This window comes from Mycoplasma yeatsii GM274B (assembly GCF_000875755.1).
Classification (GTDB): Bacteria; Bacillota_I; Bacilli_A; order Mycoplasmatales; family Mycoplasmataceae; genus Mycoplasma; species Mycoplasma yeatsii.
On sequence record NZ_CP007520.1, the window covers coordinates 522,242 to 543,727 of the forward strand.

Annotated in this window: 18 protein-coding genes; all 18 read right to left on the reverse strand. The window is 28.2% G+C overall.

Annotation, left to right across the window (positions count from 1 at the left end; translation table 4 throughout):
* Positions 1-320: 320 nt before the first annotated feature.
* The 18 genes from MYE_RS02200 to MYE_RS02270 all read right to left on the reverse strand — a co-directional run bounded on the left by MYE_RS02200 (position 321) and on the right by MYE_RS02270 (position 21,399).
* Positions 321-1,505, reverse strand: coding sequence for an acetate kinase (locus MYE_RS02200; protein ID WP_042733352.1), 1,185 nt, complete (start codon positions 1,503-1,505; stop codon positions 321-323).
* A gap of 21 nt (positions 1,506-1,526) precedes the next feature.
* The gene (pta, locus tag MYE_RS02205; RefSeq protein ID WP_004430232.1) at positions 1,527-2,492 is read right to left on the reverse strand and encodes a phosphate acetyltransferase; all 966 of its coding nucleotides are present in this window, start codon (positions 2,490-2,492) and stop codon (positions 1,527-1,529) included.
* Between the two features lie 25 nt (positions 2,493-2,517).
* Entirely contained in the window at positions 2,518-4,359 is a 1,842-nt protein-coding gene (gene lpdA / locus MYE_RS02210; protein ID WP_042733353.1) for a dihydrolipoyl dehydrogenase, read from the reverse strand.
* Positions 4,360-4,388: 29 nt separating this feature from the next.
* Positions 4,389-5,675, reverse strand: coding sequence for a dihydrolipoamide acetyltransferase family protein (locus MYE_RS02215; protein WP_042733354.1), 1,287 nt, complete (start codon positions 5,673-5,675; stop codon positions 4,389-4,391).
* Positions 5,676-5,694: 19 nt separating this feature from the next.
* Positions 5,695-6,684, reverse strand: a complete 990-nt coding sequence (locus tag MYE_RS02220) for an alpha-ketoacid dehydrogenase subunit beta (RefSeq protein ID WP_004430218.1) — start codon at positions 6,682-6,684, stop codon at positions 5,695-5,697.
* Positions 6,684-7,796 carry a pyruvate dehydrogenase (acetyl-transferring) E1 component subunit alpha gene (gene pdhA / locus MYE_RS02225; RefSeq protein WP_004430214.1) on the reverse strand — a complete coding sequence of 371 codons (1,113 nt, stop codon included), beginning with the start codon at positions 7,794-7,796 and terminating at the stop codon, positions 6,684-6,686. The genes MYE_RS02220 and pdhA overlap by 1 nt, the downstream gene beginning before the upstream one ends.
* Positions 7,797-7,820: 24 nt before the next feature.
* Positions 7,821-8,822, reverse strand: coding sequence for a lipoate--protein ligase (locus MYE_RS02230; protein WP_042733355.1), 1,002 nt, complete (start codon positions 8,820-8,822; stop codon positions 7,821-7,823).
* 3 nt (positions 8,823-8,825) lie between these two features.
* A complete protein-coding gene (locus MYE_RS02235; RefSeq protein WP_004430208.1) occupies positions 8,826-10,187 on the reverse strand; it encodes an FAD-dependent oxidoreductase in 1,362 nt (453 codons plus the stop codon).
* 238 nt (positions 10,188-10,425) lie between these two features.
* Positions 10,426-11,214, reverse strand: coding sequence for a hypothetical protein (locus MYE_RS02240; protein ID WP_042733356.1), 789 nt, complete (start codon positions 11,212-11,214; stop codon positions 10,426-10,428).
* A 132-nt stretch (positions 11,215-11,346) separates the two neighbouring features.
* Complete coding sequence (locus tag MYE_RS04015) at positions 11,347-11,631, reverse strand: BspA family leucine-rich repeat surface protein (protein WP_052491409.1); 285 nt, start codon at positions 11,629-11,631, stop codon at positions 11,347-11,349.
* Between the two features lie 32 nt (positions 11,632-11,663).
* Complete coding sequence (locus MYE_RS04020; protein ID WP_052491410.1) at positions 11,664-11,906, reverse strand: BspA family leucine-rich repeat surface protein; 243 nt, start codon at positions 11,904-11,906, stop codon at positions 11,664-11,666.
* On the reverse strand, positions 11,872-12,279 hold the full coding sequence (locus tag MYE_RS02250; protein ID WP_042733357.1) for a hypothetical protein: 408 nt from the start codon (positions 12,277-12,279) through the stop codon (positions 11,872-11,874). The genes MYE_RS04020 and MYE_RS02250 overlap by 35 nt, the downstream gene beginning before the upstream one ends.
* A gap of 76 nt (positions 12,280-12,355) precedes the next feature.
* Complete coding sequence (locus tag MYE_RS02255; protein WP_042733358.1) at positions 12,356-16,426, reverse strand: hypothetical protein; 4,071 nt, start codon at positions 16,424-16,426, stop codon at positions 12,356-12,358.
* A gap of 116 nt (positions 16,427-16,542) precedes the next feature.
* Entirely contained in the window at positions 16,543-16,863 is a 321-nt protein-coding gene (locus MYE_RS04025) for a BspA family leucine-rich repeat surface protein (protein ID WP_082028305.1), read from the reverse strand.
* Positions 16,853-17,104 (reverse strand): BspA family leucine-rich repeat surface protein, encoded by a 252-nt coding sequence (locus MYE_RS04030; RefSeq protein WP_052491412.1) that lies wholly within the window; start codon positions 17,102-17,104, stop codon positions 16,853-16,855. The genes MYE_RS04025 and MYE_RS04030 overlap by 11 nt, the downstream gene beginning before the upstream one ends.
* On the reverse strand, positions 17,070-17,294 hold the full coding sequence (locus MYE_RS02265) for a hypothetical protein (RefSeq protein ID WP_042733359.1): 225 nt from the start codon (positions 17,292-17,294) through the stop codon (positions 17,070-17,072). Before MYE_RS02265 ends, MYE_RS04030 begins: the two co-directional genes overlap by 35 nt.
* An 18-nt stretch (positions 17,295-17,312) precedes the next feature.
* Complete coding sequence (locus MYE_RS04270) at positions 17,313-17,480, reverse strand: hypothetical protein (protein WP_158438490.1); 168 nt, start codon at positions 17,478-17,480, stop codon at positions 17,313-17,315.
* A gap of 76 nt (positions 17,481-17,556) precedes the next feature.
* Complete coding sequence (locus MYE_RS02270; RefSeq protein ID WP_042733360.1) at positions 17,557-21,399, reverse strand: hypothetical protein; 3,843 nt, start codon at positions 21,397-21,399, stop codon at positions 17,557-17,559.
* Positions 21,400-21,486 lie beyond the last annotated feature (87 nt).

Below are 21,486 nucleotides of genomic sequence, written 5' to 3' on the forward strand. Positions count from 1 at the left end.
ATTATTTGATTTAAATTATATGCATTATAAGCTTTTAAACAGCAAGAATACATCTATAACAGAATAACTTAAATAATATCAACTAAACGCGTTCTTATCGCTTATTATTGTATAAATTTCAAGCTATAAAAAGAAGTAAAAAGCTCTAAACCATCATTACTGTTATTATCAAATAAATATATAAGAGATAGACACTAAAACCACCGATTGTTAATTGACTATTCATATACGATTACTGTGATTTGTAACTTTAAAGTCTTAAACATAACAGTAATCAAATAAAAAATGATCCAAATAAATTGGACCATCTATTATTTATTTTATTTTGTAAGTTTTAAAGTTTCTAAACAAATCATTTTTTCTTCATTTGTTCTGATAGCATAAACTGGAATTTTTGAATCATCAGCTGAGATTAGCATGAAGTCATCGTATTTTCTATTAGAGTTTTTATTTTCATCAATTTTAAGTTGCAATAATTTAACTTTTTCGATAACTTTTCTTCTAATTGAAGTTGAGTTTTCACCAATTCCGGCTGTAAATATAATACCATCAATGTTATCTAAGTAGTTAGCATATTTAACGATGAAGTCAGCAACTAATTGTGTGTATTTTTCAATAGCTAAAATAGCTCTTTTATCACCATTTAAAGCAGCTGCTCCTACATCTCTCATGTCAGAAGAAACACCACTAATTCCCAATACTCCTGATTCTTTATTTAAAGATTTAGTAATTTCGAAAATATCAGTGTTTAATTCTTTAGCCATGTATTCAGCGATAGACGGATCAACATCACCGCTTCTTGTACCCATCATTAATCCTGCTAAAGGAGTTAATCCCATTGAAGTATCGTATGATTTACCATCTTTAACACAGCAAATACTTGCTCCATTTCCTAAATGACAAATGACTAAGTTTAGGTTTTCAGATTTTTTATTAAAAATTGACTCACATTTTGAAGTAATGTATTGATAACTTATACCATGGAATCCATATTTTCTCACACCATGTTTTTCATATCATTCATATGGTGTTGTGTATAAGTAGTTTACTTCAGGCATTGTTTGGTGGAATGCTGTATCAAAACAAGCAACTAATTTAGCTTTTGGCATTATTTTAGAAACTGCTTCAATCGCAACAATTCCTCCTGGATTATGTAAAGGTGCTAATTTAATATTTTCTTTTAATTTATTAATAAGATTTTCATCAATTAAAGTAGATTGACTAATTTCAGCACCGTGGACTGTTCTAAATCCTACTGCAGTTATTTGTTCAACGTTTTGTATGATTTTTAATTCAATCAATTTATCTAAAATAAATTGTATTGCTGATTCATGATCTTTTAATTCATTATCATACTCATATTTTTGATCGTTGTGTTCGAATTTTAGTCTACCATCAATTCCAATTCTTTCAGCTAGACCATCTAAAATCGCTTCAACTTCATTTGTTGTTTCAAATAACTTAAATTTAATTGAACTACTTCCTGAGTTAACTACAAGAATCATATAATCTCTCCTTTTATTTTATTAAGATAAATGTAAAGTCATAATTGCTGTATTTAAAACATCAACTAAAGTAGCTCCACGACTTAAATCGTTTACTGGTTGGTTTAACCCTAGAACAAATGGACCGATTGCTTCAAATCCACCCATTCTTTGAGCGATTTTATAACCAATGTTTCCAGCATTAATGTCAGGGAAAACGAAGATATCTGGTGTTTGTTTTGTTAATAAATTGTTAGGGAATTTTTTATCTCTAACTGATTTATCAAATGCTGCGTCAAATTGGATTTCTCCATCTGCTAAATAATCTTTTTCTTTGTTTTTTAGAATTTCAGCAGCAGCACGAACTCTATCAACATCTTCACCTTTACCTGAACCGTTTGTTGAATAACTCAATAAAGCGGCTTCAACATTTTTAACATTTAATGTTTTAGCAAAATCAGCAGCCATGTCAGTCATATCTGCTAATTGTTCACTAGTTGGTCTAATGTTTAGTGCACAATCAGTAAAGATATAATTTTCTTCACCTTTACTCATGATAAATACACTACTTGCAATACTATAACCTGGTTTTGTACCAATTATTTGTAAAGCAGGTCTTATTGTATCAGCTGTTGTGTTATTTAATCCTGATAACATACAATCAGCTTGATTCATTTTAACTAACATAGCACCAACATAGTTTGGAAGTTGCATCATTTGTTTTGCCACTTCAATTGTTGCTTTACCTTTTCTTATTTCAACAAATTTTTCTTCTAATGCAGCTGTATCTAATTTATCAATAGCAATAACTTTAATATCACTATGATTTTTTAAGTCACTAGGAATATCAGCTTCATTTTTGAATAATAAAATTGGATTTCCTAGTTTTTCTTCTACTAATGTTTTAGCTACATTTTGTATTATAATTGCTTCTCCTTCTGGGAAAACAATACTTTTTTTATCTGGGTTTGCAGATAATTTGTTTTTAATATCTTGTATAGAATACATATTAATTTCTCCAAATATATATTTATTAGAAGTGAATTGGTTTTCCAGTTTCTAAGGCTTCAGCAACTTCTCCAACAGCTTCACTCATTGTTGGGTGAGGGTGAATTGTATTTGCGATTTCAGTGATTGTTCCTTCACACTCAATAACAGCAGTAATTTCTGAAATCATTTCAGTTGCTCTGTTTCCAATTATGTGTGCTCCTAAAACAGTTTTGTATTTAGGTTCAATAATAATTTTTACAAATCCAGTTGTATTATCGTCAGCTAAAGCTTTACCAATTGCTGAGAATGGGAATTTGAATGCTTTGTATTCTACATTTTCAGCTTTTAGTTGTTGTTCAGTTTTTCCGATCATAGCAACTTCTGGATGAGTATAGATACATGAAGGAACTTTATTAAAGTCCATTGTGATATCTTCAGCGTGTGCTTTGTTAGCTTTTTTAGCAATTCTATTAGCAGCAACAATAGCTGATTTTACTGCTGATTGAGCTAACATCGCTTTACCAACAACATCACCTACAGCATATACTGAATCAAGGTTAGTTTCTTGGTATTCATTAACTTCGATACCTTTACGTGGTGTTAATTCTAATCCAATGTTTTCAAATCCTTGTAAGCTTGTTTTACGTCCAACAGATTCTAGAACAAATTCACCTTTAATTGATTGTTCTTTTCCATCGATTTCATAAACAACTTCTCCGTTTTTGAATGCTTTAACACTTGCATTAGTAATAACATTCATTTTGTAAGTAGTTTTTAATTCTTTAGTCATGACATCAATTACGTCTTGATCTAACATTTCTAAAACAGTTGGTAGTCCTTGTAAAACAGTAACTTTAGTACCTAAACTTGCAAATAGACATCCAAATTCGATACCAATAACTCCTCCACCAATAACAACTAATGATTCAGGAATTTTGGGTACTGATAAAATACCTGTTGAATCAAGAATAACTCCAGATTTTCTTCCTTCATCAAATCCTGGTAATGGTAAATGGTTAGGAACTGATCCTGTAGCTACTATTAAGTTATTTGCACGGTAATTTTTACCATTTACACTAATAGTGTTTTTATCTAGTGCAACAGCATCACCTTTGATTTGAGTTACTTTATTTTTGTCTAATAAGTATTTAACTCCACCTGTTAGTTTTTTAACTACTCCGTTTTTTCTTTCTAAAGCTTGAGCTCAGTCAATTACAACTTTTTCTGCATTAGGTACAACAATTCCCAAGTCTTTAGCTTTGTGTAAAATATCATGATATACATGACTAGTTTTTAGTAAAGTTTTTGTAGGAATACATCCAACATTTAAACAAACTCCACCATAGTATTCTTTTTCAACTATTAAAGTTTTTAATCCTAATTGTGCACATTTAATAGCAGAAACATATCCACCAATTCCTGCACCAATTACAGCTACGTCAAATGTGTCTTCAACGTCTACATTAACTTTAACAGGTTCTTTTTTAACTTCTTGTTTAACTGGTTCTTGAGTTGAAGTTGAGCTTGAAGAATGATTACGTCTTGGTAATAAAGCGTTTGAAACAGGAGTTGCTCCAATAACACTTGCGTTTTCTTCAACAGGTTCTGATTTAGGTTCTTGTTTAGCAGGAGCTGAAACAGAAGGTCCAGATCCGTCATCAATTTCCATAACAACTTCTCCAACTTTGATTTCTTGACCAGCTTTAATGTTAATTACTGCGATTTTTCCATCAATTGGAGCAGGAATTTCACTATTAACTTTATCAGTTTCAACAAAGTATAATGATTGACCTGCTTTTACAGTATCACCAACTTTAACTAAAACTTCAGCAACTGTTCCTTCAGTTAACCCTTCACCGATATCAGCAAATTTAACTTGATACATCTTTATTTTCTACCCTCTCTATTAAACTTTTAGACAAATAGTGCGATTGGTTTTGCTAGGTATTCTTGAACTTTAACTAAGAATCTTCCTGCGTCTGCACCATCGATAATTCTGTGGTCACAAGTCATTGAGAATGGCATTATGAACCTAGGTTGAATTTCACCATTAATGTACATTGGAGTTTGAGTCATTGTTCCAACTCCTAAAATAGCAGATTCTGGTGAATTAATAATTGGAGTTGCGTAGTCTAGTCCTACTGAACCAAAGTTTGAAACTGTGAATGTTGCTTCACTCATTTCTTTCATGCTTAATTTTCCTTCTTTAGCTTTGTTTGCTAATTCAGAAATTTTGTTAGCAATTTCAAAGACACTTAATAAGTCAGCACCTTTAATTACAGGAACCATTAATCCTTGAGGAGTATCTACGGCAATACCAATGTTTATATTATGCATGTATTGGATTTTGTTGTTTGCAAAATCTCCTCTTGCATTAATATTTGGCATATCACGTAATGCTTTAGCACAAGCTTTGATGATGAATGCTAAGTAAGTTAATTTAACTCCTTGTGATGCAGCAGAATCTTTTAAATCAGATCTTAATTTGTAAGTTTCTGTAATGTCAACATTTTTCATACCAGAGAATGCAGCAATTTCAGTATGTGATTTAACCATAGCTTTAACTGTTGCTTTTCTAATACCATTCATGTTGATTGTGTCTCATGATAATGGTGCATCAATATCTAGTAATCTCTTGATTGGAGCTGGTTGTTCTTGAACTGAAGCTGGTTGAACTTGAACACTTGGTTGTGAACCTTTAACGTCAGCTACTAAAATTCTTCCGTTTGGTCCAGTTCCTTGAATTGATGATAGATCAACATTTAAATCAGCAGCAACTTTTCTTGCTAAAGGAGTTGCTTTAATTACTTGTTGAGCTAATGAAGTTGTTTTTGGAATGTTTCTTACAAGTAATTCGTTTGAAACAGGAGTTGCTCCAATAACACTTGCGTTTTCTTCAACAGGTTCTGATTTAGCTTCTTTAGATGAAGAGCATGCTCCATCTTTTGGACAAGCTTCAGCTGAAGCTCCGTCTTCAATTTCCATAACAACTTCTCCAACTTTGATTTCTTGACCAGCTTTAATGTTGATTACTGCGATTTTTCCATCAATCGGAGCAGGAATTTCACTGTTAACTTTATCAGTTTCAACGAAGTATAAAGGTTGACCTGCTTTAACAACGTCACCAACTTTAACTAAAACTTCAGCAACTGTTCCTTCAGTTAATCCTTCACCGATATCAGCAAATTTAACTTGATACATATTTCTTTATCCTTTCTCTCTAAAATTTAAAATCTAAAAGTTCTTTCATTTTTTCGAAAACTTTTAAAGGATTAGTTTGGAAGTATCCTTCTCCTCTATCGAATGGAGTAATAACGTCGTAACCTGTACATCTTGCTAAAGGAGCTTTTAAGTATTCGAAGCATTCTTCGTTTACTGTAGCCATAATTTCTGAAGAAACTGAGAATGATTTAACAGCTTCATGTACAACTAATAATCTTCCAGTTTTTTTAACTGATTCAACAACCATTTTTTTGTCTCATGGTTTGATTGAACGTAAGTCGATTAAGTCAACTGTAGCATTTGGATGACTTTGTTTTAATAATTCAACTGCTTTTTGACAGTCAACAGTTTGTGCTCCATAAGTAACAACTGTTAAGTCGTTTCCTTCTTGGATTTTGTATCCTTCTCCAATTTTAATTGTGTAGTATTCATCTGGAATTTCTTGTTTGAATGCTCTATATAATTTAGTTGGTTCTAAAACAATAACTGGATCTGGTGATTCGATAGCAGCTAAGATTAAACCTCTTGTATCATATGGAGTTGATGGACAAACAACTTGAATTCCTGGTGTGTGTGCGAACATAGCTTCTAAAGCTTCACTGTGGTGTTCTAACGCACGGATTCCTCCACCCATTGGTGTTCTAATAACCATAGGTGCAGTATATTTACCTCTTGTACGGTTTCTCATTCTTGCGATGTTAGTCATAATGTTTTGGAAAGCAGCTAATCCTAAACCTTCGAATTGTAATTCAACAACTGGTTTCATACCTGCCATTGCCATTCCTAGACCAACTCCGGCAAACATAGCCTCACTGATTGGTGCGTTGAAACAACGGTCTTTACCATATTTAACTTGTAGTCCTTGAGTAGCTCTGAAAACTCCTCCTTCAGTACCTACGTCTTCTCCGAAAACAACAACTTCTTTGTGTTTTTCCATTGCAGAATCTAACGCATCTGTTACAGCTTTAATATTATTAACGATAGCCATTAGTGGTGTCCTCCTTCAGCAGCGTCTGGGTATTTTTCAAAGAATGCTTTAGCTTCTTCGTATTGTTCTTTTAAGAATGAATCCATTTCAGCATATTGGTATTTGAAGATTTCTTCTAATCCATAGTTTTTGTTTTCTTCAACTCATGCGAATTCTGCTGCAACTAATTTGTCTTGTTCAGCATCTAATTCTTCTTGTTGTTTATCTGATCAAACATTGTTTTCGATTAATCATTTTTTTAATCTTACTAATGGATCATATGCTTGCATAGCTTCAAATTCACCTTTTGGACGGTATACATCTGGGTTATCTGAAGATGAGTGTGCTCCTAATCTGTAAGTTTCACATTCAACAAATACTGGTCCATTACCGTTTCTTACGTATTCAACAACTTCTTTGAATACACCTATACATGCAAGGTAGTCATTTCCGTCAACTTTAATTGATGGAGTTCCTGTTGCAATAGCTTTAACTGCGAAGTTTAATGATTTAGTTTGTTCGCTTCTTGCAGTCGAAATAGCTCATTGGTTGTTTTCACATACGAATACAACTGGTACTTCGTGAAGTTTAGCAAAGTTCATTGCTTCATAAGTTTCACCTTCACTAGTTCCACCATCTCCAGTAGTAGTTACAACAACTCCTCCTGATTTTCTGTATTTTTCAGCGAAAGCTATACCTGTAGCTTGTGAGTATTGTGAACCAATAACGATGTTTGGTGGTAATGAGTTAACACCATCTGGTGATTTAGCTCCTAATTCGTTACCTGCTCAGTAAAGCATAATGTTTCTTATTTTTTGACCCATTGCTAGTCATGCAGCATTGTTTCTGTATCCACTTGCAAAGTGATCAGTTTTTTTGTTTAATGCAGTAATATATGCAACTTCACAAGCTTCTTGACCTGTTGATGATAAGAATGATAATAATCTTCCTTGACGTTGCATTGTGTTTTGATAAATATCTTGTCTACGTGAAAGATTCATTATTTTGTATGCTTCTAAAACTTCTTCTGGAGAAATTTTTGGCATTAATTTAGGGTTAATAATCTTCCCATCTTTATCCATTACTCGAACGCATTCATCTTTTAATGGATCAAATTTTCCTAAATAAATCATTTGCGGCTTCCTTTCTGTTACAAATTATTCAAATAATAATTTTACGAAATCTTCTTTAGTAAAGTTTTTAGCAAAGATCTCTTCTAAGTCGTATTTATCTAATACTTTTTCGATATCTTCTTGTTTAAAGTCAACTCCTATTAAAGATTGTTCTAATTCTTCAGTACCTTGAGTTCCTAAAAAATCACCATAAATTTTAATATCTTTAATAGTTCCGTTGTCTACATCTAAACTAATTTGGATAAATCCTTTAGTTTCTAAGTATTTCTTTTTGTTTAATGAGAAATTTGTATTGCGACCAAAGTTTCATTCTCATCTATCATATTTTTCTAATTTAGCTTTATTAATTGTTTGAATTTCTTCATCTGTTAATTCAATTCAATGAATATCTTCATTTTTAACATATGAATCAATTACATTACTAATAAAAGTATCTAAATTAATATCGATGTTTAGATCTTTAAAGAAATCTTTAATGTTTCTTACTCTAGCTGGTTTAGATCTAACTTGTTGATGTTTTAATTTTTCTGGATCAACAATTAGATACTTAGCTATTTTAGATAAATCAACATTAAATAATAATGTTCCATGAACTAAAGTTTTAGTTTTAGTTTTTAATTGGGCATTACCACTAACTTTATATCCATCAATTACCATGTCATTTCTACCTGAAAATTCAGCAGGTATTTTATTTTCATTTAAATAAGTAATTATTGGTTGTAAAGCTTTTTGGTAATCTACATCATCAGTTGAATTATCTACGATTAGTGAATAACATACATTACCTAAATCTTGATAAACAGTTCCACCACCAGTATTTCTTTTGATGATTTTAACTCCGTCTTTTCAAGCTTCAGTTAAATTAATTTCAGCAAATGTGTTTTGGTTACGCCCAACAACAATGGTATTAGCATTTTGTCAGAAAAACACAATTGGATCTTTTGATTTTCAATGATATGTTAAGTATTCTTCGATCGCTAAATTAATAGCTGGATCATGGTATTTTGAAATTAATAAATTAATCATAAACTATTTCTTTTTAAAGTAATTTAACCCTAAAACTTCTAATCCAGCTAATGAAATGAAGTTAAATGGTTTGTTGAAGTGTGGTAAGAAGAAAATATCAACTAGTGGTAATTCATCGATTGTTAAGTCTTTTTGAATTCCTAAAGCTAGCATGTACATTACTTCTGTATGGTTTTTTTCACTTGCTACTTGAGCTCCAACAATTTTTCTTGTGTTTTTGTCTCAAACAACTTTGAATCATACATCGTGTGCTGATGACATGAATTCAGGTCTATCTAAATCGTGGAAATTGATTGATTCTACTTCCATTCCTAAACGTTTAGCAGCTTCAACTGAAACTCCTACACTTGCCATGTGGAAGTCGAAAACTGAAATACCGTTTGCTCCAGTATATCCAGGTGATTTCAATACATTTCCTCTAATGATGTTTGTTGCAGCTGTAACAGCAGTTCTAACTGCAGTTGTAGCTAATTGGATTGGAACACTTTTGTTTAAAGCTTTGTTAAATACTTGAGCACAATCTCCTACTGCATAAATGTCAGCATTTGTTGTTTGCATATAGTCATTTGTTACAATAGCTCCTCTTTCGTCTAAGTCACAAACTCCTTCAAGAATTTTAGTTTGAGGTCTCACACCTACTGAGAAAATTACGTAATCTACATCAATTGAACCTTTATCAGTAACAACTTGAGTAACTTTTCCGTTTTCTCCTTTGAATTCAGTAACTTTTGAACCTAATACTAATTTAACACCTGCTTTAGTCATTTTTTCTTGCATTAAATCAGTAAATTCTTTATCGTAGTAAACTGGCATAATTCTGTCAGCAACGTCAATTAAAGTAACATCTTTTCCAAATTCATTGAAAGCTTCAACTAATTCAACACCAATGTATCCTGCTCCAACAACTGCGATTTTTTTGTAATTTTTATCTAAGTTGTGTTCTAGAATTTTTTTAGCGTGGTGGTAATTTTTACAAATTTGAACACCATCTAAGTCAATTCCTGGGATAGGAGGAATTAGTGGTCATGTTCCAGTAGCAACGATTAATTTATCATAGTTATCAGTTTTTGTTTCACCTGTTAATAAATCTTTAACAGTAACTGTTTTTGTTTTATCATCAACTGATAAAACATCGTGATTCATAAATACGTTGATTCCTTCAGATTTTAAAGTTTCTGGAGAAGCGTAAAATAACATATTTGGATCTTTTACTTCTCCTTTAACTCATAAAGCAATACCACAACCTAAAAATGAAATAGCATCATTTTTGTCATATGTAGTTACTTCACAAGTTGGATCTAATCTTTTTAATGTTCTAACTGCTGTTGTACCAGCGTGATTAGTACCTAATACAATAACTTTCATAAAAAGTCCTTTCTTTTCATTATTAGTGAATAATTTTTAATAAAATAATTAATTGAATTAATTATTCCTAATATATATTTTAACCTATTATAGTCAATGTTTACAATATGTAATAAATTTTAACTATTTTACTTTCTTCAGATGAGCTGAAAAATAGTCTTTTGTTTTTTAAAAAATATGATGTTAAGACTTAAAAATAAAATAAAAAAACCAAATTTAATTTGGTTTTAAGTTCTTATTAGTTAGTTGATGATTTTTTATATTTTTTAGTAACTAGGATTGCAGTTCCTGCTAAAACAGAAGCTGAAGCAATAGATAAAGCAATAATTACTCCTTTGTTATCTACTTTTTCTTCTTTTTGATATTCAATAGTAAATTTAACTTCTATTTCATTTTTATAATTTTTTGAATCAGATTTTGCTTTTATCTTTGCTGAGATCGCTTCAAATTTACGTTCTTTTGGATTGTTGAAAAGAATTTGAATAACATCTAATTGTTTTATGTCTAATTCTGAAGTTGTTTTAACATTAGCTCTGCTTATTTGTTTTAAAAGAAGACTATCAATTTTTGTGATATCTATTTTACTTTTTAATTTTAATTTAATTTTTTCATTTACTTTAATTAGATCTTTTAAATCAAATTGAGCATTTTCGTTAACATTAAATTCAACATCAACTGATCCTTGATAATTTTTACTATCTTCTTTAGCTGAAATTTTTGCTTTTTTACCATCTTTGTTTTTTTCAATTTTTAATTCACTAATGTTTAAACTAGCATCTTTATTTTTTCTATTGATAGCTGCTATAATTTCTTGATCTGAATCTTTAAGAATATCACCTATATTTGTAACAATAACCAATTGTGATAAATCTTTTTTAGTTTCAGTATTAGTTTCAGTGTTTGATGCAATATTAGTTGTTTGTTTTAAAATGATATTATTTTTAGAATTGTTATTGTTTATTCAAGCAAAAGAACCAGTAGTTAGTAAGATTGCTGATGCTGTTAATACACTTAAAAATTTCTTCATAGTTTTTCTCGCTTTCTAATAAACTTATAAGACAATGTTTATTATTTAAATTTTATATTAAAAGAGAGTTATTACAATATAGAAAACAAAAATAGAGTCTATTAAATAAACTCTATTTTATGTTTTGAATTATTAACTATTAGTTTTTAAAGAGTTTCTAATTTTTTCAGGTAATTTTTGATCTTTAAATTCAGCGTTAGCTCCAGAGTTAAAGTCTTTAAATAGTTCAGTATCATTTATTGTTACATTTCATTTAGAAATATCTTGATTAAATGATTTTGCATTTTGGAACATAGCTGACACATCTCTTACTTTTGAAACATCTCAAGCAGTATATTTGCTTCCATCCGCTTTTTGTTTTTCTTGAGTATTAATGTTTTGGTTGAAAGATTCTGCACCACGGAACATTCATTCCATTGTTGTAACTTGAGAAGTATCAAATTTATCTCCTAAAGCTTGGTTGAAGTTTTTGTATCTGAGAACATAGACTTCATGTTTGTAACATTAGAAGTATCTCAACTTTCTAATCCTGAAATTGTTGAGTTTATATTTCTTGTGAATGCAGATTCTAAACTATTTATAAATGTAGGTAAGTTTGGAACTACTTTACTTGTAATTGTATCAACTTTTTCAATTTGTCATTCTCCAAAAGAATTTTTAAAGAATCCTATTCTTGTTAACTCTTCTATCATTTGTATATTCAGCTGTTAAACCAAATTGAGCAGTAATTATTCCAATAAATTTTTCATTTCAATGACGTATTCCAGTAATTGTTGCAGTGTTAACTTGAACTTGTATATTTAAATCATTTAAATTTAAGTTTCATTCATTTAGAATATTTATTCTTCTTAATATAGAGTTATGATCAATTTCTGAAAACGCATTTAAATAATCATGAAGTTGTTTTGATAAACTTAATTTTACTTTTACTAAACCTAGGTATTTATCATTATCAATAATTTTAATTCAAGCAACATTATCACTTACTATAGCTTTTAATTGTTGACGAGTAATTTTATGTGAATTTAATAAACTAGAATTTAATTTAATAAAACTGTTTAACACACTTTCAGTATCATTGTTTTTTCAGATCAGTTATAACTTTTACGATTCCTTAAATTGTATAAAATAGATCTTTAGATTAATAAAGAATTTTAAGTTCACCTTGGAATGAATCGTTATTTACAACTTTGATTTTGAATCATCTGCTTTCAAGTGAAAAGTCAATAACAGTAAAAAATCTTCTGTCGTTTAATCCATGTTCAATAAGTTTCTTTAAGTTAATGTTCATAAACGTACTTAAAGCTTTATTAATTGTCTCATCTCAAAATACTCGGACATTTGTATCTAATCCTAAAGTTGCAATATCAATTTTAATTGAATAAGTAATTTCAACTGTACCTTGGAATGAATCGTGAGTATCAACAACTTTGATTTTTAATTTTCCGTTTTCATTTGTTATAACTGTAAAACTATCTCTGTTTAATCCAACTAATTTGTCTTTGTTTTTGTCAATAAATGTATCAATGATTGCATTAGGTTCATCTGAATTAAATGCTCCTACATTAGTGTTTAGCTCTCTAATTTCATTAATTTTAGTTTTAACTTTAATATCAACTGTAATTGAACCTTGATAGTTTGTGTGAGTTATTGAAATAACTGCTTTGTTTTGTGATGATTGAACTTCAACTTTTAAATCAGATTTATTAATGTTTAGCTCTTCAAGCTTAGCTTTGTGCATGTCTCAGAATCTGTTTAAAACAGTTTGAGAATTGTTATTTACTAATTGATCAACAACTACGTTTAAGTTATCAATTGAACTAAATTGATCTTTAACTTTAATATCAACTGTAATTGAACCTTGATAGTTTGTGTGAGTTATTGAAATAACTGCTTTGTTTTGTGATGATTGAACTTCAACTTTTAAATCAGATTTATTAATGTTTAGCTCTTCAAGCTTAGCTTTGTGCATGTCTCAGAATCTGTTTAAAACAGTTTGAGAATTGTTATTTACTAATTGATCAACAACTACGTTTAAGTTATCAATTGAACTAAATTGATCTTTAACTTTAATATCAACTGTAATTGAACCTTGATAGTTTGTGTGAGTTATTGAAATAACTGCTTTGTTTTGTGATGATTGAACTTCAACTTTTAAATCAGATTTATTAATGTTTAGCTCTTCAAGTTTAGCTTTGTGCATGTCTCAGAATCTGTTTAAAACAGTTTGAGAATTGTTATTTACTAATTGATCAACAACTACGTTTAAATCATTAATTGAACTAAATTGATCTTTAACTTTAATATCAACTGTAATTGAACCTTGATAATTTGCATGTGTTATTGAAATAACTGCTTTGTTTTGTGATGATTGAACTTCAACTTTTAAATCAGATTTATTAATGTTTAGCTCTTCAAGTTTAGCTTTGTGCATGTCTCAGAATCTGTTTAAAACAGTTTGAGAATTGTTATTTACTAATTGATCAACAACTACGTTTAAATCATTAATTGAACTAAATTGATCTTTAACTTTAATATCAACTGTAATTGAACCTTGATAGTTTGCATGTGTTATTGAAATAACTGCTTTGTTTTGTTGTTGTTGAACTTCAACTTTTAAATCAGATTTATTAATGTTTAATGGTTCAAGTTTAGCTTTGTGCATGTCTCAGAATCTGTTTAAAACAGTTTGAGAATTGTTATTTACTAATTGATCAACAAGTACGTTTAAGTTATTAATTGAACTAAATTGATCTTTAACTTTAATATCAACTGTAATTGAACCTTGATAATTTGCATGTGTTATTGAAATAACTGCTTTGTTTTGTGATGATTGAACTTCAACTTTTAAATCAGATTTATTAATGTTAAGTTGTTCAAGTTTAGCTTTGTGTATTTCTCAAAATCTATTTAAAACAGTTTCTGAGTTGTTATTTACTAATTGATCAACAAGTACGTTTAAGTTATTAATTGAACTAAATTGATCTTTAACTTTAATATCAACTGTAATTGAACCTTGATAGTTTGCATGTGTTATTGAAATAACTGCTTTGTTTTGTGATGATTGAACTTCAACTTTTAAATCAGATTTATTAATGTTAAGCTCTTCAAGTTTAGCTTTATGCATGTCTCAGAATCTGTTTAAAACAGTTTGAGAATTGTTATTTACTAATTGATCAACAAGTACGTTTAAATCATTAATTGAACTAAATTGTTCTTTAACTTTAATATCAACTGTAATTGAACCTTGATAGTTTGCATGTGTTATTGAAATAACTGCTTTGTTTTGTTGTTGTTGAACTTCAACTTTTAAATCAGATTTATTAATGTTTAATGGTTCAAGTTTAGCTTTGTGCATGTCTCAGAATCTGTTTAAAACAGTTTGAGAATTGTTATTTACTAATTGATCAACAAGTACGTTTAAGTTATTAATTGAACTAAATTGATCTTTAACTTTAATATCAACTGTAATTGAACCTTGATAGTTTGCATGTGTTATTGAAATAACTGCTTTGTTTTGTTGTTGTTGAACTTCAACTTTTAAATCAGATTTATTAATGTTAAGCTCTTCAAGTTTAGCTTTGTGCATGTCTCAGAATCTGTTTAAAACAGTTTGAGAATTGTTATTTACTAATTGATCAACAAGTACGTTTAAGTTATTAATTGAACTAAATTGATCTTTAACTTTAATATCAACTGTAATTGAACCTTGATAGTTTGCATGTGTTATTGAAATAACTGCTTTGTTTTGTGATGATTGAACTTCAACTTTTAAATCAGATTTATTAATGTTTAGCTCTTCAAGCTTAGCTTTGTGCATGTCTCAGAATCTGTTTAAAACAGTTTGAGAATTGTTATTTACTAATTGATCAACAACTACGTTTAAATCATTAATTGAACTAAATTGATCTTTAACTTTAATATCAACTGTAATTGAACCTTGATAATTTGCATGTGTTATTGAAATAACTGCTTTGTTTTGTGATGATTGAACTTCAACTTTTAAATCAGATTTATTAATGTTAAGTTGTTCAAGTTTAGCTTTGTGTATTTCTCAAAATCTATTTAAAACAGTTTCTGAGTTGTTATTTACTAATTGATCAACAAGTACGTTTAAGTTATTAATTGAACTAAATTGATCTTTAACTTTAATATCAACTGTAATTGAACCTTGATAGTTTGTGTGAGTTATTGAAATAACTGCTTTGTTTTGTGATGATTGAACTTCAACTTTTAAATCAGATTTATTAATGTTTAGCTCTTCAAGTTTAGCTTTGTGCATGTCTCAGAATCTGTTTAAAACAGTTTGAGAATTGTTATTTACTAATTGATCAACAACTACGTTTAAATCATTAATTGAACTAAATTGATCTTTAACTTTAATATCAACTGTAATTGAACCTTGATAGTTTTTATTTCCAGTTAAAGTAATTTTTGCAGTGTTTTGACTAACTTCAACTTGTAATTGATCGCGACTAATTTTTACATTTTCTTTTTCAAATAAAGTTTTGTTTAATTCAAAAAATCTATTTAAAACAGTATTTGAGTTGTTATCAGTTAATTGATCAACATTTGTTTTTAAGTCTGAAAGTGTACTAAATTGAGGAAGATCATATCTAAGCTCAACTTCACCAACATAAAAAATAGAATCTAATTTTGCTTTAACTTTAATAGTTTTTTGTTGTTCATTAATTTGAATATCAAAGTTTTGTTTAATTTTTTCAGCATTAAAATCTCTGTTATCTAAAAGATTTCTTTCAGCTAATATTTCAATAACTTTTTCTATGGTACGCACTTCAAAAACACCAAGATTTCTTTTCTCTTGTTTTATTAGAGAATTGATGTTTGGTTTGTTAAATTTTATTTCTACTGAACCTTTAAGAAACCTGCTTGATTTTTTAGCAGAAATTGTCACACTAGGAACACTTGGGTTAAAATTAAATTCAACATCTTTAATTTGAATATCTATATGTGATTTTTCTGTTTTTAAAATCTTACGTTGTTCATTTATAAGACCTAATATTTGTTCTTGATTTTCAGTATATAGAATTTGTAGAGAACGCATGTTCTCAGGAATATCATTGTTAAGGTTAACAGTTTTGGCGTCTAATTTTCTTTTATTATGTAACACTCCTACCGTTACTCCAGCTACCGAACTAGAACTAACTAATAACCCGGCAATGATGCTTAATAATTTACTTTTACTTGCCATAAAATCTATTTTACTTGTTTTTTTTTTTTTTTTAAAGACCGGTTTATTAGGTTTTTTTGAAATATAAAAACAAAAATAGAGTCTATTAAATAAACTCTATTTTATGTTTTGAATTATTAACTATTAGTTCTTAAAGAATTTCTAATTTTTTCAGGTAATTTTTGATCTTTAAATTCAGCGTTAGCTCCAGAGTTAAAGTTTTTAAATAGTTCAGTATCATTTATTGTTACATTTCATTTAGAAATATCTTGATTAAATGCTCTTGCATTTTGGAACATAGCTGACACATCTCTTACTTTTGAAACATCTCAAGCAGTATATTTTGAACCATCTGCTTTTTGTTTTTCTTGAGTATTAATGTTTTGGTTGAAAGATTCTGCACCACGGAACATTCGTTCTATTGTTGTAACTTGAGAAGTATCAAATTTATCTCCTAAAGCTTGGTTGAAGTTTTTTTACATCTGAGAACATAGACTTCATGTTTGGAACATTAGAAGTATCTCAACTTTCTAATCCTGAAATTGTTGAGTTTATATTTCTTGTGAATGCAGATTCTAAACTATTTATAAATGTAGGTAGGTTTGGAACTACTTTACTTGTAATTGTATCAACTTTTTCAATTTGTCATTCTCCAAAAGAATTTTTAAAGAATCCAATTCTTGTTAACTCTTCTATCATTTGTATATTCAGCTGTTAAACCAAATTGAGCAGTAATTGTTTTAATAAATTTTTCATTTCAATGACGTATTCCGGTAATTGTTGCAGTATTACCTTGAACTTGTATATTTAAATCATTTAAATTTAAGTTTCATTCATTTAGAATATTTATTCTTCTTAATATAGAGTTATGATCAATTTCTGAAAACACATTTAAATAATCATGAAGTTATTTTGATAAACTTAATTTTACTTTTACTGAACCTAGGTATTGTTTATCATTATCAATAATTGTAATTAACGCAACATTATCACTTACTATAGCTTTTAATTGTTGACGAGTAATTTTATGTGAATTTAATAAACTAGAATTTAATTTAATAAAACTGTTTAACACACTTTCGGTATCATTGTTTTTTAAGATCAGTTATATATTTTACGATTCCTTAAATTGTATCAAATAGATCTTTAGCTTAATAAATAATTTCAAGTTCACCTTGGAATGAATCGTGATCAACAACTTTGATTTTGAATCATCTTTTTTCAAGTGAAAATGAAGTAATAGTAAAATATTTTCTGCTGTTTAATCCATGTGGAATAAGTTTTTCTAAGTTAATGTTCAAAAACCTAGTAAAAGCTTGACTAACTGAAGCATCTCAAAATACTCGGACATTTGTATCTAATCCTAAAGTTGCAATATCAGTTTTAACTTTAATATCAACTGTAATTGAACCTTGATAGTTTGAATGAGTTATTGAAATAACTGCTTTGTTTTGTGATGATTGAACTTCAACTTTTAAATCAGATTTATTAATGTTTAGTTGTTCAAGTTTAGATTTATGTATTTCTCAAAATCTATTTAAAACAGTTTCTGAATTATTATTTACTAATTGATCAACAACTACGTTTAAGTTATTAATTGAACTGAATTGATCTTTAACTTTAATATCAACTGTAATTGAACCTTGATAGTTTGCATGTGTTATTGAAATAACTGCTTTGTTTTGTGATGATTGAACTTCAACTTTTAAATCAGATTTATTAATGTTTAGTTGTTCAAGTTTAGATTTATGTATTTCTCAAAATCTATTTAAAACAGTTTCTGAATTATTATTTACTAATTGATCAACAACTACGTTTAAGTTATTAATTGAACTGAATTGATCTTTAACTTTAATATCAACTGTAATTGAACCTTGATAGTTTGAATGAGTTATTGAAATAACTGCTTTGTTTTGTGATGATTGAACTTCAACTTTTAAATCAGATTTATTAATGTTTAGTTGTTCAAGTTTAGATTTATGTATTTCTCAAAATCTATTTAAAACAGTTTCTGAATTATTATTTACTAATTGATCAACAACTACGTTTAAGTTATTAATTGAACTGAATTGATCTTTAACTTTAATATCAACTGTAATTGAACCTTGATAGTTTCCATGTGTTATTGAAATAACTGCTTTGTTTTGTGATGATTGAACTTCAACTTTTAAATCAGATTTATTAATGTTTAGTTGTTCAAGTTTAGATTTATGTATTTCTCAAAATCTATTTAAAACAGTTTCTGAATTATTATTTACTAATTGATCAACAACTACGTTTAAGTTATTAATTGAACTGAATTGATCTTTAACTTTAATATCAACTGTAATTGAACCTTGATAGTTTGCATGTGTTATTGAAATAACTGCTTTGTTTTGTGATGATTGAACTTCAACTTTTAAATCAGATTTATTAATGTTTAGTTGTTCAAGTTTAGATTTATGTATTTCTCAAAATCTATTTAAAACAGTTTCTGAATTATTATTTACTAATTGATCAACAACTACGTTTAAGTTATTAATTGAACTGAATTGATCTTTAACTTTAATATCAACTGTAATTGAACCTTGATAGTTTGCATGTGTTATTGAAATAACTGCTTTGTTTTGTGATGATTGAACTTCAACTTTTAAATCAGATTTATTAATGTTTAGTTGTTCAAGTTTAGATTTATGTATTTCTCAAAATCTATTTAAAACAGTTTCTGAATTATTATTTACTAATTGATCAACAACTACGTTTAAGTTATTAATTGAACTGAATTGATCTTTAACTTTAATATCAACTGTAATTGAACCTTGATAGTTTGAATGAGTTATTGAAATAACTGCTTTGTTTTGTGATGATTGAACTTCAACTTTTAAATCAGTTTTATTAATGTTAAGTTGTTCAAGTTTAGATTTATGTATTTCTCAAAATCTATTTAAAACAGTTTCTGAGTTGTTATTTACTAATTGATCAACAAGTACGTTTAAGTTATTAATTGAACTAAATTGATCTTTAACTTTAATATCAACTGTAATTGAACCTTGATAGTTTGCATGTGTTATTGAAATAACTGCTTTGTTTTGTGATGATTGAACTTCAACTTTTAAATCAGATTTATTAATGTTAAGTTGTTCAAGTTTAGATTTATGTATTTCTCAAAATCTATTTAAAACAGTTTCTGAGTTGTTATTTACTAATTGATCAACAACTACGTTTAAGTTATTAATTGAACTAAATTGATCTTTAACTTTAATATCAACTGTAATTGAACCTTGATAGTTTGAATGAGTTATTGAAATAACTGCTTTGTTTTGTGATGATTGAACTTCAACTTTTAAATCAGATTTATTAATGTTAAGTTGTTCAAGTTTAGATTTATGTATTTCTCAAAATCTATTTAAAACAGTTTCTGAGTTGTTATTTACTAATTGATCAACAAGTACGTTTAAGTTATTAATTGAACTAAATTGATCTTTAACTTTAATATCAACTGTAATTGAACCTTGATAGTTTGAATGAGTTATTGAAATAACTGCTTTGTTTTGTGATGATTGAACTTCAACTTTTAAATCAGTTTTATTAATGTTAAGTTGTTCAAGTTTAGCTTTGTGCATGTCTCAGAATCTATTTAAAACAGTTTCTGAGTTGTTATTTGTTAATTGATCAACAAGTACGTTTAAATCATTAATTGAACTAAATTGATCTTTAACTTTAATATCAACTGTAATTGAACCTTGATAGTTTGAATGAGTTATTGAAATAACTGCTTTGTTTTGTGATGATTGAACTTCAACTTTTAAATCAGATTTATTAATGTTAAGTTGTTCAAGTTTAGCTTTGTGCATGTCTCAGAATCTATTTAAAACAGTTTCTGAGTTGTTATTTACTAATTGATCAACAAGTACGTTTAAGTTATTAATTGAACTAAATTGATCTTTAACTTTAATATCAACTGTAATTGAACCTTGATAGTTTGTGTGTGTTATTGAAATAACTGCTTTGTTTTGTGATGATTGAACTTCAACTTTTAAATCAGTTTTATTAATGTTAAGTTGTTCAAGTTTAGCTTTGTGCATGTCTCAGAATCTATTTAAAACAGTTTCTGAGTTGTTATTTACTAATTGATCAACAAGTACGTTTAAATCATTAATTGAACTAAATTGATCTTTAACTTTAATATCAACTGTAATTGAACCTTGATAGTTTTTATTTCCAGTTAAAGTAATTTTTGCAGTGTTTTGACTAACTTCAACTTGTAATTGATCACGACTAATTTTTACATTTTCTTTTTCAAATAAAGTTTTGTTTAATTCAAAAAATCTATTTAAAACAGTATTTGAGTTGTTGTCAGTTAATTGATCAACATTTGTTTTTAAGTCTGAAAGTGTACTAAATTGAGGAAGATCATATCTAAACTCAACTTCACCAACATAAAAAATAGAATCTGATTTTGCTTTAACTTTAATAGTTTTTTGTTGTTCATTAATTTGAATATCAAAGTTTTGTTTAATTTTTTCAGCATTAAAATCTCTGTTATCTAAAAGATTTCTTTCAGCTAATATTTCAATAACTTTTTCTATGGTACGCACTTCAAAAACACCAAGATTTCTTTTCTCTTGTTTTATTAGAGAATTGATGTTTGGTTTGTTAAATTTTATTTCTACTGAACCTTTAAGAAACCTGCTTGATTTTTTAGCAGAAATTGTCACACTAGGAACACTTGAGTTAAATTTAAATTCAACATCTTTAATTTGAATATCTATATGTGATTTTTCTGTTTGTAAAATCTTGCGTTGTTCATTTATAAGACCTAATATTTGTTCTTGATTTTCAGTATATAGAATTTGTAGAGAACGCATGTTCTCAGGAATATCATTGTTAAGGTTAACAGTTTTGGCGTCTAATTTTCTTTTATTATGTAACACTCCTACCGTTACTCCAGCTACTGAACTAGAACTAACTAATAACCCGGCAATGATGCTTAATAATTTACTTTTACTTGCCATAAAATCTATTTTACTTGTTTTTTTTTTTTTTTTTAAAGACCGTTTTATTAGGTTTTTTTGAAATATAAAAACAAAAATAGAGTCTAT